Raw genomic sequence first — 12,493 nt, forward strand, 5'->3', positions numbered from 1 at the left:
TGATTCGGTTGGCTGGTTCGTGATGGCGCGCCCCGCCGGTTGCCTTTGCATGGCTGCCCCGCCTTCAGGCACCATGCAGCTCTTGGACCGGCGGGTCGCCTGGGGAGCAGATAAATCCGACCGGTCGTGCAGGCAGAGCGTCGCCGCCTGAACCGTGGTGCGCCTTCGCCGCATTCTGGGAGGACCACCCCTATGACCGTTGCCGCGATCCTCAAGCACAAGGGCCACGATATCGTTGCCGCCCGTCCCACCGACACCATCGCCGAGATCTGCCACCTGCTCACCCACCGCAGCATCGGGGCGGTGGTGGTGACGGACCAGGCCGAACAATTGCTGGGGATCATCAGCGAGCGCGACATCGTCCAGGCCCTGGCAAGCAATGGCGCGCATGCGCTGGAGATGACGGCGGGCCAACTGATGACCCGCGCCCTGCGCACCGCCACGCCGCACACCACGGTGGGCGAGGCGATGGCGATGATGACCGCGGGCCGCTTCCGTCACCTTCCGGTGATCGAGCGGGATGTCATGGTCGGCCTGATCAGCATCGGCGACGTGGTCAAGGCGCGCATCATGCAGCAGGAGGCCGAGGTCGATACCCTGCGTGCCTACGTCGCCGGCGCCGCCTGATCCGCGACCGATGCCGTGGCGCAACGGGATGTTGCGCCACGGCATCGGCAAATCCCCTGATCAGTTCAGTAACTTTTCGTCGTCTCCCCGGTCGCCGGCGCCACCACGCCCTCCGGTCCCGGGACGCGGGCCTGCGGATTGCTCCAGGGCGGCCGGCCGAGATTGACATCGGAGGGGTTGGTCGTCGCCCCCGTGACCGCCCCGGCCCCGGCGCCGACCCCCGCGCCCACGAGCGCCCCCACCGGACCACCGAGTGCGCCGACGCCGGCCCCGGTGGCGGCACCCGCCGCCGCGCCGCCGGTCGTGCGTTCGCGCGTCTGGGTTCCGCATGCCGCCAGCAGGGCCACAGCCCCGACCGCGGCGACGCGCAACATGACGTTCATTGCGTCTGTCCTCTTCATCCGTTGTCGCATGTCTCGCCGCGAACGCCCGCCACGCGCCGAGGTTCCACCACCGAAACGCGGCCGCGGCTTCGTTGGGGCAACGGGATCGTGCAACGGTGTACGGGCAACACCTCGCGCCGAAGGCTGGAGCTGCGGGCGCCCGCCCGGTAGCATCACGGCCATGCCTGCCGATGCCCCAGATCCACCGCGCCACCGCCTGACCCGCGACTTCCTGCTCGGCCCGGGCTTCGCCGAGCTGATCCGCCGCACCTCCCCGAACACGCACATCCTGACCGATGCGGAACGGACTGCCTCGTTGCAGGCGGTGCTGGACGCACGGCCGGAACATGGCGACGGCCTGTGGGTGTTCGCCTATGGCTCGCTGATCTGGAATCCGACCTTTCATTACCGGGCCCGCCGGGTTGCCTCCATCGCCGGCTGGCATCGTGCCTTCTGCCTGGCCTCCCGCGGCGGACGCGGCACACCGGAAAACCCGGCGATGCTGCTGGGCCTGTTGTCGGGCGGCTCCTGCACCGGGGCAGTGTTCCGCGTCGCCGAGGACGACCTTCTGCACGAGCTCGATCTGCTGTGGCGGCGGGAGATGGTGACGGGCGCCTACATTCCGCACTGGATCGCGGTGGAAGCGCCCGACGGCAAGACATTCGGCCAGGCTATCGCCTTCACCATGAACCCCGGGTCGCCGGCCTATGCGGGCGAGCTGCCGGAAGCCGAGGTGGTGCGGCGGATCGCCACCGCCTGCGGACCGATCGGCAGTTGCGCCGAGTACCTCTTCCACACACAGGACGGCCTGCGCGACCTGGGCATCATCGACCCGTTCATCGAGCAGCTCGCGGACAAGGTTCGGGCGGCGCTGGATGCGGCTTCACGGACACGGACGCCGGAGACTGGCGACCACAACGCCGACTGACGTCCCGCTCGGCCGAAAGCGTCCGGGGCAAACAGGGCGCCGGCAGCACAGCATAGCCGCCGGCTTGTACCTTTCAGTCTACTTTCACCTTCCGATGCGTCGGTACCTTTTAGCCTACTTGTATTTTTAACCGTCCCGCCCGCATGTATTGGCATCAGACACCACACATATCTGTCTAAAATTTCAGAATAATGAATGCATATTCATGCAGCCTATATTCCAGGGAAAATCTTCGTATTCCACCCATCCAGGACCAAGTACAGGAATTCACGAAGACATTAACAGCAAGAATACGCTTTCGTAGCGACTGAAAATGCCCGGTTTCACAAAAACGGAGGGACAAATGGCAACAACGACAACTCTTCCCCCAGGCGGTGGTCCGGGTGGTGGTGGTCCGGGTGGCGGCGGTCCGGGCGGCGGTGGTCCGGGCGGTGGTGGTCCGGGCGGCGGCGGTCCGGGTGGTGGTGGTCCGGGTGGCGGCGGTCCGGGCGGCGGTGGAGACCATACCCCCGTCTCCTCCTATGCTCTCAAGCTTCGGTCCATCACCTGCATCCGACCGACCGAAAGAGGCGGCGACGAACCGTATCTGACCTGGAACGGGCAGAGGATCTGGTCGGGCAACGACGTCAACCGCGGCGACACCAATTGGCTCGGCTATATCCAGCCGCTGAGGTTCGAACGGTCAGGCACACTCAGCCTGTACGAACGCGACCCGGGACGGGATGACTATCTTGGTTCCTACAGGGTGAGTGCCTGGCAGGACCGGGGCGGCTACTTCAACATCGACTTCGACCGCGATGGCGGCCGGTACCGCGTGGTCGCGGATGTCGTCCATCGTGGCGGCTGGGGTGGCGGCTGGAGCTAAAGCGGCGCCCGATGCGGGGCGGCAGGATCGCCGCCCCGCAGTGCCGTCCTGGCGATCAGCAGGGCACGGCGTCGAAGCTGACCGAAGGCCGGACGAACTCGTCCTGGGCCGCCACGGTCAGGATCTCGCGCGATCCCGCCTCGGCGGTGCGGCGCAGCAGGCCATGGATCGACGACCCCGCCGCCGCGAGCGCCGCGGCGGCGCTGCCGGTCGAAAGCCGGTGGAACAGGAACAGCGCCGCGAGCGCATCCCCGGCACCATTGATCGACAGCGGCAGCAGGGGCGTGCGCAGCAGGTGATACGTCCCGCCCTCGGCCGCGAGCATGTCAATCGCATCCGCCGGCGTCTCATCGGTACGCAGGCTGGTCACCAGCACCGCACGCGGCCCCTCGCCGCGCATGCGCGCTTGCAGGCTGGCCACCGCCTGCTTCGCCCCTTCCAGCGTGCGCGCGGACTGGCCCGTCAGGTGCTCCAGCTCGAACAGGTTCGGGGTAGTGAGATCCGCCTGGGGAATGGCGCGATCGCGCATGAACTCGGGAATGCCCGGGCGCACGAACACGCCACGGCCCTCGTCGCCGATCACCGGGTCACAACAATAGACAGCCCCGCCATGCGCCGCGCGCACGCGTCCGACGGCATCGAGGATGGCCGCGCCGATGCCCGCATCCCCCATGTAGCCCGACAGCACCGCGTCGCAGCCCGGCAAGGCGCCGCGGGCGGCGATGCCGTCGATCACCGTCGAGATCTGCTCGCCGGTGAAGACCTGGCCGGTCCAGGACCCATACCCGGTGTGATTGGAGAACTGGACGGTGTTGACCGCCCACACCTCGGCGCCGAGCCGCTGCAGGGGAAAGGTGGCGGAGGCATTGCCGACGTGGCCATAGGCCACCCAGGACTGGATTGAGAGAATATTCATGAGCTGGCTGTCTAGAGCGCTTTCAGGCTGACCGTAAACGGTCCGTGCGCTCAGGCTCTTTGTTTTGGCGGCCCCCTGTATCGGCGGGCTGTCGCCAGCGCGGCCGATGGTGCTCCGGCACGCGGCTTGCGCCGGCCCAAGAGCCGGCGCACGCGAAAATTGGCCCATGAAGGCCAGGGGCTCTGCCCCCCGGCCTTCGGATACCAGCTCGATGCATGCCATCGCGTGACGCCCGGATGCGCGCCGTTGCGCACATTCCTTCGCGCGCCGCCGCGCGACGGCCGCAGGGCCGTTGCATCCGCCCTGCGCGGAAACCTCAGCGCGGGGTGAGAACCATGATCATCTGACGGTTCTCCATGCGCGGCATCTGCTCGACCTTGGTCGTCAGATCCATGTCGGAACGGATGCGCTCGAGAACCTTGATGCCGATGTCCTGGTGCGCCATCTCGCGGCCGCGGAAGCGCAACGTCACCTTCACCTTGTCGCCGTCCTCGATGAACGACTTCATGGCCTTGAGCTTGACCTGATAGTCGTTCTCATCGATGTTCGGACGAACCTTGATCTCTTTGATCTCGATGACTTTTTGTTTCTTCTTGGCTTCGTTTTTCTTCTTCTGCTGCTCGTACTTGTATTTGCCGTAATCAAGAATCTTGACCACGGGCGGGTCGGCGTTCGGACTGATCTCGAGCAGATCGAGGCCGACGGCGAAGGCGCGGTGCAGCGCTTCGCGCGCAGTCATCACGCCCTGCATCTCGCCGTCCTGGTCGATCAGGCGAACCTGTGGGACGCGGATCTCCTCGTTCACGCGGGGCCCGTCGCGGGTCGGCGGGGCGGGCAGGGGTCCTCTGGCTATGGTCGTCTCCTGTGGAAGTTTCAAAAATGCGTCCAGCCGGGTCCGATCCGGACCCGGCAGGGGCAACACGCCGGAGTTTCGCCAAACGGCGCCCGTCGATCAAGCGGTCCCGGCATCCCCGGGGATCAGCCGCCGGCGCGTTGCAGATCGGGCGGAGTCGCCTCGGCGGCAAGCCGCGCCACCGCCTGATCGAGCGGCACCACATCCTGCGCCTCGCCGCCCAGGCGGCGCAATGCCACGGTGCGCTCCTCCGCCTCGCGGCGGCCGACCACCGCGATCACCGGCACGCGCTGCAGGCTGTGCTCGCGTACCTTGGCATTGATCTTCTGGTTGGAAAGGTCGGTCTTCGCGGCCAGGCCAGCGGCCCGCAGCGCTTCGGCCACCTCCTGCGCGTAGGCATCGGCATCCGAGACGATCGGCGCCACCACCACCTGCACCGGCGCGAGCCAGAGCGGGAAGCGGCCGGCATATTGCTCGATCAGGATGCCGAGGAAGCGCTCGAAGCTGCCGAGGATGGCGCGGTGCAGCATCACCGGGCGGCGGCGGCTGCCGTCCTCGGCCACGTATTCCGCATCCAGCCGCTCGGGCAGCACGAAATCGACCTGCAGCGTGCCGCACTGCCAGTCACGGCCGATCGCGTCGCGCAGCACGAATTCCAGCTTGGGGCCGTAGAACGCCCCCTCCCCCGGATTCAGCGTGTACTCGACGCCGGCGGTGGCGCAGGCCTCCTTCAGCGCCGTCTCGGCCCGGTCCCAGGTTTCGTCGGACCCGGCGCGCACGGCCGGGCGGTCGGAGAACTTCACCCGGAATTCCGGGAAGCCGAGGTCACGATAGACCGAGGACAGCAGGTCGACGAAGCGCACCGTCTCGTCGGCGATCTGCGACTCCATGCAGAAGATGTGCGCGTCGTCCTGCGTGAACGAGCGCACCCGCATGATGCCGTGCAGCGCGCCCGAGGGCTCGTAGCGGTGGCAGGCGCCGAATTCGGCCATGCGCAGCGGCAGTTCGCGATAGCTGCGCACGCCCTGGCGGAAGATCTGCACATGCCCCGGGCAGTTCATCGGCTTGAGCGCGAGCACCTTGTCCTCGTCCTCGACGCGGGCGATGAACATGTTGTCGCGGAACTTCTCCCAGTGCCCGGACGCCTCCCACAGGGCGCGGTCGATCAGCTGGGGCGTGCGGACTTCCTGGTAGCCGGCGGCATCCAGCCGACGGCGCATGTAGGACTCGGCCGTGCGGTACAGCTTCCAGCCCTTGGGATGCCAGAAGATGCTGCCGACCGCCTCTTCCTGCAGATGGAACAGGCCCATCTCCTTGCCGATGCGGCGGTGGTCGCGCTTCTCCGCCTCCTCCAGCATGTGCAGATGGGCATCCAGTTCCTTCTGGTCGCGCCAGGCGGTGCCGTAGATGCGGCTGAGCATGGCGTTGCGGTGATCGCCGCGCCAATAGGCGCCGGCCACCTTCATCAGCTTGAAGGCGCCGCCGACATCCCCGGTCGAACGCATGTGCGGGCCGCGACAGAGATCGAGCCACTCGCCCTGCCGGTAGAGACTGATCGTCTGGTCGGCGGGCAGGTCGCGGATCAGCTCGGCCTTGTACTTCTCGCCCTTGTCGGTGAAGAAGCGGATGGCTTCGTCACGGTCGACTTCCTGGCGCACGAAGGGCGCGTTGGCGGCGACGATCTCGCGCATCTTCGCCTCGATCGCCGGAAAATCCTCGGGCGTGAACGGCTCGTTGCGGGCGAAGTCGTAGTAGAAGCCGTTCTCGATCGCCGGGCCGATCGTGACCTGCGTGCCGGGCCAGAGCGCCTGCACCGCCTCGGCCAGCACATGGGCGGCGTCGTGGCGGATCAGCTCCAGCGCCTCGGGATCCTTGCGCGTGACGAAGACCAGGGCGGCATCCGCCACGATCGGCGTCGCCAGATCGACCAGCCTGCCGTCGATCTTCATGGCCAGCGCCGCACGGGCCAGCCCCGGACCGATGGCGGCTGCCACCTCGGTGCCCGTGACCGGCCCGTCGAAACGGCGCACGGATCCGTCGGGCAAAGTGATGGCGGGCATGGGACAGGCTCTCCTGGTCCGATTGCGGGATTCGGTTCTATGGCGTCGCAGGGGCATGACTGCAACCCCTGATGGCCGGAGATCTGCCAGAAGGGAGAAGCGCGCCGCCCCTGGTCAGGCCGGCTTGTCGGCAAGCGCCAGCCAGTTCTTCGGATATCCCGCCTGGGTGAAGCGATGCCGTGCATCCAGCCAGTACAGCACCTTGGCGCAGAGCTTGCACAGCGGGCGCGCAGCCCTCGCCGCCACCGCCGCCGCCACACCCGTCAGGCCGCCGCCGAAATCCGCCGGCCGGCGCGGCAAATGGGACGACATCCGCTCAAGCTGGTAGGCACAGGTGCCGAGATAGCCCTCGAGCCAGCGCAACTGCACGACCGTGAACCCACCGCGCTGCAACAGCAGGCGGACGGCGAACTGGGTGTACCTGTAGTAGTCGTACGGTTGTTCGTGCTCTTCGTAGAACAGCGGCCCGGAATAGAACAGCCGCCCGCCCGGCCTGAGCACGCGCGCCAGTTCGGCCAGCACCGCTGCCGGATCGGGCAGATGCTCCATCACCTGCGAGAAAACGACGGCATCGTAGCGGGCGTCCTCGACGGGAATATGCGCGAGATCGCAGACATAGGTGCTGCGGGCATAGGGCTTGTCCACCTTTTCGAAATCGGCGGACTCGTAGGTGCAATGGGCGAACAGGTGCCGGTACGGCTGATCGCCCGCCCCCGCATCCAGCACGACGGCGCCAGCAGGAAGCCCACCGGCGAAAGCAGCCATCTCACGCTCCAGCCAGATTCGGGAGGAATTCATGAACTCCATCCAGGCTTCGTTGGAGGCGCATCCAATCACTGAAAAGGATAATATTCACCAAATATCAATGTTTGTCCTTCAGGGCAAAAAAACAGTCCTGCCCTCGCGACGACATGTTTGCGTGAGTAGCCATGCCCCTGCGTTGACGCTCAGGACAGCAGCGAGGCCACCGCCTGGATCACCTCGCCGGCCGGCAGATCCGCCAGATCCGGCGCCCGCAGCACCACCGGCCACGCGCCGTCCGGCCCGCGCGGCGCCGTCAGCACGGGATCGCTGTCGGCGGAGAACAGCACCACGCAGCGGCAGCCGACCGCGGCGGCGAGGTGCATCGGCCCGGTGTCGTTGCCCACCGCCAGCACGGCCCGCGCGGCGAGGCCGGCGATATCGGCGATGGTGGTGCCGCCGGTCAGGTCCAGCGCCGCCGGACAGGAGGCGCGAATCGTCGCGGCCAGCGGTGCCTCGGCCGCCGTGCCGACCACCACGGGCACGAGGCCGGCTTCCGCCACCCCTGCCGCCACCGCCCCGTAGCACTCCGCGGGCCAGCGCTTGCGCGGGCGGCTGGGCGCGGCACCGGGCACCAGCAGGGCGAAACGCTCCGGCAGATCAAGCGCCGGCTTGCGGGTCAGCCAACCCAGCTCCGGCCGCGGGAAGGCGGTGACCCCGGCGGCTTCGAGCTGCTCGCGCTGGCGCTCCAGCGTGTGCATGAAATCGCGGCGCGGATTGGCATGCGGATGCGAACAGCCACGGGCGATGCCCGACCAGGACGGCCGGCCGGCCGGCAGGAAATACCAGGACGAACGGCCGGAGGTCTGCAGGTCGTAGACCATGTCGAAGCCGGCGAGCTGGTGGCGCAGCCGTGCCAGGCCGGGCAGGTTCCACCAGGACGGGCGCGCATCCACCTCCACCCGGTCGAACCACGGCGCCCGGCGGGCCAGCGACGCGAAGGGAGCGGTGGTGAGCAGGGTGATCTCGTCGCGCGCGTGGCGGGCGCGGATCGCGGCGAAGGGGCCGAAGGACAGCACGAAATCGCCGAGCGCCCCGAGCCGGATGACCAGGATGCGGCTCATCGGGACGGAATCGCCAGCACCTCGCGGTAGACCGCCAGTGTCGCGCGCTGCATGTCGGCAACGGTGTAGCGGGCCTGCACCGCGGCGCGCGCGCGGGCGCCCGCCTGCGCCCGCTGTTCGGGCGAGAGGTCGAGCGCGGTGTCCAGCGCGGCGGCGAGCGCCTCGGCATCGCCCGGCGGCACCCGCCAGCCGGAGACCCCCTCCTCCACCGTCTCGGCGGCGCCGCCATGGTCGGAGGCGACCACCAGCCGCGCCATCGCCTGCGCCTCGATGACGACGCGGCCGAATCCCTCGGGCTCGGTGGAAGCACTGACCACCACGTCGCCCAGCATCAGCGCGGCGGCCATGTCGTCGGCATGGCCGACCAGGCGGACGCGCTCGCTCACGCCCAGGCTGTCGGCGAGTTGCAGCAGGCCGGCCGTGTACTGGCGGCGGCCCTGGTCGCCGCCGACCATCACCGCCACGGCATTGTGGTGGCGCATGCGCGCGAGGGCGGCGATCAGCACCTCCTGGCCCTTCCAGCGGGTCAGCCGGCCCGGCAGCAGGATCACCGGCGAACCGTCGTCGGGCAGCCGCCACGACAAGGCGAGTCGGGCGATGCGCTCGCCCTTGACCGCGGCGGGATCGAAGACGGCGGGATCGACGCCGCGGGGAATGACGCGGATGCGGGCGGGATCGACGCCGTGGCGCGCGGCAACCAGCCTGGCGACGTAGTGGCTGATGGCGATGACCCGCTCACCGCGGGCCATCACGGCGTTGTAGCGGCGCTTGATCGCCGGCTTCTCGCCATAGGGAGCGTGGTAAGTGGTGATGAAATGCGCGCCGGTGCGCCGCGCCGCCAGCCAGGCGGACCAGGCGGGCGCGCGCGAGCGCGCATGCACGATGTCGACTCCCACGGCGCGGATCAGACGCGCCAGCCGGCCGGCATTGCGCCAGATCGCCCAGGGGTTGCGGGTCGCCAGCGGCATGTCGATGTGCCGGGCGCCGGCACGGATGAGCAGCGGAACCAGGCGTCCGCCGGCACTGGCGACCAGGGATATTCCGCCGGCGCGGACGATGGCGTCGGCGATCTCGACGGTGCCGCGCTCCACGCCGCCGCTTTCCAGCGACGGCACCACCTGCAGCACCACCGGCGGACGGCCGGGTGGGGTTCCGTGATCCATCGCGCGGCTATATCACGCAGGCGCGTGAAGGAAAGGATGGGCGGATGGAACGGACGGGGCGGCTGGACCGGGGCGACGGCGTGGAACTGGCCTACGCGCTGCTGCCGGGCAAGGGTCCGACAGTCGTGTTCCTGCCCGGCTTCGCCAGCGACATGACCGGATCGAAGGCGACCACGCTGGCCTCATGGTGCGCGGCCGAGGGGCGGGCGCTGCTGCGACTCGACTATTCCGGGCACGGCGCCTCGGGCGGCAGCTTCGCTGCCGGCAGCATCGGCACCTGGACGGCGGATGCCCGGCTGGTGATCGAACGGCTGACCGAGGGCCCCCTGCTGCTGGTCGGCTCCTCCATGGGGGGCTGGATCGCATTGCTCACGGCGCTCGCCATGCCGGAGCGAATCGCGGCGCTGGTGGGCATTGCCGCCGCCCCCGATTTCACCGAGGACCTGATGTGGGCGGCCATGGCACCACCCGAGCGGGAGCGCCTGCTGCGCGAGGGCGCGTTGCAGGTGCCGAGCGAGTATGGCGCACCGACCCTGATCACCCGCGGATTGATCGAGGACGGGCGGCGGCACCTGCTGCTGCGCGCCCCCGTCCCCCTCACCTGCCCGGTGCGGCTGCTGCAGGGCCAGCGGGACGCCGACGTGCCCTGGGAGACCGCCCTGCGGCTGGCCGGGCGGATCACCGGAGGGGACGTGCAGGTGGTGCTGGTGAAGGATGGCGATCACCGTCTCTCACGCGAACAGGATCTCGGGCTGCTGGTCCGGACGGTTGGTTCGTTGCTGGCCGAAAGCAACATCACGGATTTGTGATCGTAATGCCTCTGTAGCCCGGGGGAACAGCGTGCGTAATAGCGTGGCGCGTAATTGTTCAGCGCGCAATACGTCACACAGCAACACCCCAGGAGACCGAAATGCTGCTCCTCCTTTTGATTCTCGCTGCGCTCGTTGGTGGTGCTTACTATACTGGAACTTGGCCGTTTGATGGCAGCACGAACCTGCCCCGGCGTCAGCAAGACAGCGGAAAGTAATCTCCGTTCGACCAGTTTGCGGGCCTGGATGGCGGGACGTCACACACTCTCCGCCTTGCCGTCCGGCCCGCGCAGAATTGCCGCCAGCCCCTCCCGATAGCTCGGGTACAGCCATTCGAGACCCAGCGCCGCCTTGGTCCTGACGCTGGATACTTTGCGGTTCTCCGCCCAGAAGCTCCGTGCCATCGGGCTCATGGCGGCATGGGCCTGTTCGAAGGCAATGGCCGGCGGCGCGTCGACGCCAAGCAGGCGCGCCGCTTCCTCCAGCACCAGCGCGCTTTCGGCCGGCACGTCGTCGACCAGGTTGAGGTATCTCAGCCCTTCTCCCCGCTCCTGCCCCGCCGCCGCCACCACCGCCCGGGCGATGTCGTCGCGATGGATGCGGCCGAACTGGTGACCGGGCCTGAGGATGCGGCGCGCCGTGCCCGCCCGCACCTCCTCAATCGCCGAGCGGCCGGGACCGTAGATGCCGCCGACCCGGAACACATCCACGGCGATGCGCCCGGCCAGCGTCGCCCAGTGCCGTTCGGCTTCCACCCGGCGCCGGGTGCGCTCGGAGGCGGGCGCCGGCGGGGTGTCCTCGTCTACCCAGTCGCCGTTGCGGTCGCCGAACACGCCGGTGGTGGAGAGATAACCGGCCCAGGCGAGGCGCGGCGCCGCGGCGATGGCCGCCTCGTGCGCCGCCAGCACCGGATCGCCCGTTTCCGCGGGCGGGGCGGTGGCGACGAGATGGGTCGCCTCCACCAGCGCCTCGGCGGCCCGGTCGAAGCCGACCACTTCCACGCCCGCCGGCGCGGCGATGCCGTCCGGGTCACGGCTGGCGCCGGCGACGCGCCAGCCCGACGCCACCGCATGCCGGGCGATGGCGGCGCCGGTATAGCCGAGGCCGAAGATCAGCAGGAAGCGGTCGGTCATGGCTGCATTTCCCATTGGCTCATCCCAGACTACACTGCACCGTCATGAAGAGCCGAACGGTCGCAACCGCCCTTGTGCTGCTCCTGCTCGCCGGTACGGGGGGCGCGGCGTGGTGGTGGTATGCCACGCCGCCGGCCCCGGAACCGGACGTGGACGCCACTGCCCCGCTGCCGCTTCCCCCGGTGCCGCCGATGCTCGCCGAGGGCGAGCGCTACGGCCAGTGCCTGGCCATGCTGGCCGAAGACCCGAGCGGCGCGCTTTCGCTCGCCGAAGCCTGGACCGATGGCGGCGAGGCGGCGGCGCATTGCCGGGCGATGGCGGAAGTGGCGCTCGGCAACGCCGCGACCGGAGCAGCCCTGCTGCAGGAGGTGGCCGATGCCAGCAAGGCCCCGGCGGGACCGCGGGCGGCGGTGTTCGGGCAGGCCGAGGAAGCCTGGCTGATGGCCGGCAGCCCGGCGCGGGCCTTCGAGGCGGCCACGCGCGGACTGGCGCTCAGCCCGGACGACCCGGACCTGCTGGTCGGCCACGCCCGCGCGGCCAGCGCGCTGGAACGCTTCGATCTCGCGGCGGGCGACCTGACCCGGGCGCTGGCAACGGATCCGCGCCGGCCGGAAGCGCTGGTGCTGCGCGCCGCGGCGTTGCGGCAGCTCGGGCGGCTGGAAGAGGCGGAGGCGGATATCCGCCAGGCGGTGGCACTGGACCCGGACAGCGCCGAAGCGTTGCTGGAGCGCGGCATCCTGCGCCAGTTGCATGCCGATCTGGCCGGGGCGCAGGCCGACTGGGAGCACGTGATCGAACTCGCGCCAGACACCACCACGGCGGACCTGGCGGAACAGAATCTGGCGCTGCTGGCGGCGGGACCGGCCCGGTAGCAGCCGGACCGGCCTACAG

At 69.2% G+C, this 12,493-nt stretch carries 13 protein-coding genes and 1 pseudogene; 6 read left to right on the top strand and 8 right to left on the bottom strand.

Features of this window, described 5'->3' with window-relative positions:
- Window positions 1-192: 192 nt before the first annotated feature.
- Window positions 193-627: a CBS domain-containing protein gene (locus NBY65_RS27655; protein WP_150038808.1), complete on the top strand. Its 435-nt coding sequence runs from the start codon at window positions 193-195 to the stop codon at window positions 625-627.
- 65 nt (window positions 628-692) lie between these two features.
- Here the strand turns inward: NBY65_RS27655 and NBY65_RS27660 are convergent, their stop codons facing one another.
- Window positions 693-1,010: a hypothetical protein gene (locus NBY65_RS27660; RefSeq protein ID WP_239002630.1), complete on the bottom strand. Its 318-nt coding sequence runs from the start codon at window positions 1,008-1,010 to the stop codon at window positions 693-695.
- Between the two features lie 181 nt (window positions 1,011-1,191).
- On the opposite strand from NBY65_RS27660, the gene NBY65_RS27665 reads away from it, so the two are divergent.
- On the top strand, window positions 1,192-1,938 hold the full coding sequence (locus NBY65_RS27665) for a gamma-glutamylcyclotransferase (RefSeq protein WP_162530362.1): 747 nt from the start codon (window positions 1,192-1,194) through the stop codon (window positions 1,936-1,938).
- Between the two features lie 343 nt (window positions 1,939-2,281).
- A complete protein-coding gene (locus tag NBY65_RS27670; protein ID WP_203330345.1) occupies window positions 2,282-2,803 on the top strand; it encodes a hypothetical protein in 522 nt (173 codons plus the stop codon).
- A 55-nt stretch (window positions 2,804-2,858) separates the two neighbouring features.
- On the opposite strand, the gene pdxY is transcribed toward NBY65_RS27670, so the two are convergent.
- The 6 genes from pdxY to NBY65_RS27700 form a co-directional block, all read right to left on the bottom strand.
- Window positions 2,859-3,719 carry a pyridoxal kinase PdxY gene (pdxY, locus tag NBY65_RS27675; RefSeq protein ID WP_150038813.1) on the bottom strand — a complete coding sequence of 287 codons (861 nt, stop codon included), beginning with the start codon at window positions 3,717-3,719 and terminating at the stop codon, window positions 2,859-2,861.
- A gap of 316 nt (window positions 3,720-4,035) precedes the next feature.
- Window positions 4,036-4,557, bottom strand: coding sequence for a translation initiation factor IF-3 (infC, locus tag NBY65_RS27680; protein WP_150038918.1), 522 nt, complete (start codon window positions 4,555-4,557; stop codon window positions 4,036-4,038).
- Between the two features lie 140 nt (window positions 4,558-4,697).
- Window positions 4,698-6,632, bottom strand: a complete 1,935-nt coding sequence (gene thrS / locus NBY65_RS27685; protein ID WP_150038815.1) for a threonine--tRNA ligase — start codon at window positions 6,630-6,632, stop codon at window positions 4,698-4,700.
- A gap of 114 nt (window positions 6,633-6,746) precedes the next feature.
- Window positions 6,747-7,430 (bottom strand): class I SAM-dependent methyltransferase, encoded by a 684-nt coding sequence (locus tag NBY65_RS27690; RefSeq protein WP_239002631.1) that lies wholly within the window; start codon window positions 7,428-7,430, stop codon window positions 6,747-6,749.
- A gap of 149 nt (window positions 7,431-7,579) precedes the next feature.
- Entirely contained in the window at window positions 7,580-8,497 is a 918-nt protein-coding gene (locus NBY65_RS27695; protein WP_150038818.1) for a glycosyltransferase family 9 protein, read from the bottom strand.
- Complete coding sequence (locus NBY65_RS27700) at window positions 8,494-9,660, bottom strand: glycosyltransferase family 4 protein (RefSeq protein WP_150038819.1); 1,167 nt, start codon at window positions 9,658-9,660, stop codon at window positions 8,494-8,496. The genes NBY65_RS27695 and NBY65_RS27700 overlap by 4 nt, the downstream gene beginning before the upstream one ends.
- 44 nt (window positions 9,661-9,704) lie before the next feature.
- Between NBY65_RS27700 and NBY65_RS27705 the strand changes: the two genes are divergently transcribed.
- Window positions 9,705-10,469: an alpha/beta fold hydrolase gene (locus NBY65_RS27705; RefSeq protein WP_150038820.1), complete on the top strand. Its 765-nt coding sequence runs from the start codon at window positions 9,705-9,707 to the stop codon at window positions 10,467-10,469.
- 257 nt (window positions 10,470-10,726) lie between these two features.
- On the opposite strand, the gene NBY65_RS27710 is transcribed toward NBY65_RS27705, so the two are convergent.
- Window positions 10,727-11,602: an SDR family oxidoreductase gene (locus NBY65_RS27710; RefSeq protein WP_150038821.1), complete on the bottom strand. Its 876-nt coding sequence runs from the start codon at window positions 11,600-11,602 to the stop codon at window positions 10,727-10,729.
- Between NBY65_RS27710 and NBY65_RS34145 the strand changes: the two are divergent.
- Both NBY65_RS34145 and NBY65_RS34150 read left to right on the top strand, forming a co-directional pair.
- Window positions 11,601-11,756: pseudogene (locus NBY65_RS34145) on the top strand (hypothetical protein); the annotation flags it as partial. The gene NBY65_RS27710 and the pseudogene NBY65_RS34145 overlap by 2 nt on opposite strands.
- Window positions 11,757-12,042: 286 nt before the next feature.
- A complete protein-coding gene (locus tag NBY65_RS34150; RefSeq protein WP_408894702.1) occupies window positions 12,043-12,474 on the top strand; it encodes a tetratricopeptide repeat protein in 432 nt (143 codons plus the stop codon).
- Window positions 12,475-12,493: the final 19 nt, after the last annotated feature.

The sequence above is a fragment of the Rhodovastum atsumiense genome, from assembly GCF_937425535.1.
Taxonomy (GTDB): domain Bacteria; phylum Pseudomonadota; class Alphaproteobacteria; order Acetobacterales; family Acetobacteraceae; genus Rhodovastum; species Rhodovastum atsumiense.

Coding starts and splice junctions, on each gene's coding strand:
- NBY65_RS27655 (WP_150038808.1), top strand. CDS start 193: ATGACCGTTGCCGCGATCCTCAAGCACAAGGGCCACGATATCGTTGCC.
- NBY65_RS27660 (WP_239002630.1), bottom strand. CDS start 1,010: ATGAACGTCATGTTGCGCGTCGCCGCGGTCGGGGCTGTGGCCCTGCTG.
- NBY65_RS27665 (WP_162530362.1), top strand. CDS start 1,192: ATGCCTGCCGATGCCCCAGATCCACCGCGCCACCGCCTGACCCGCGAC.
- NBY65_RS27670 (WP_203330345.1), top strand. CDS start 2,282: ATGGCAACAACGACAACTCTTCCCCCAGGCGGTGGTCCGGGTGGTGGT.
- pdxY (WP_150038813.1), bottom strand. CDS start 3,719: ATGAATATTCTCTCAATCCAGTCCTGGGTGGCCTATGGCCACGTCGGC.
- thrS (WP_150038815.1), bottom strand. CDS start 6,632: ATGCCCGCCATCACTTTGCCCGACGGATCCGTGCGCCGTTTCGACGGG.
- NBY65_RS27690 (WP_239002631.1), bottom strand. CDS start 7,430: ATGAATTCCTCCCGAATCTGGCTGGAGCGTGAGATGGCTGCTTTCGCC.
- NBY65_RS27695 (WP_150038818.1), bottom strand. CDS start 8,497: ATGAGCCGCATCCTGGTCATCCGGCTCGGGGCGCTCGGCGATTTCGTG.
- NBY65_RS27700 (WP_150038819.1), bottom strand. CDS start 9,660: ATGGATCACGGAACCCCACCCGGCCGTCCGCCGGTGGTGCTGCAGGTG.
- NBY65_RS27705 (WP_150038820.1), top strand. CDS start 9,705: ATGGAACGGACGGGGCGGCTGGACCGGGGCGACGGCGTGGAACTGGCC.
- NBY65_RS27710 (WP_150038821.1), bottom strand. CDS start 11,602: ATGACCGACCGCTTCCTGCTGATCTTCGGCCTCGGCTATACCGGCGCC.
- NBY65_RS34150 (WP_408894702.1), top strand. CDS start 12,043: ATGGCCGGCAGCCCGGCGCGGGCCTTCGAGGCGGCCACGCGCGGACTG.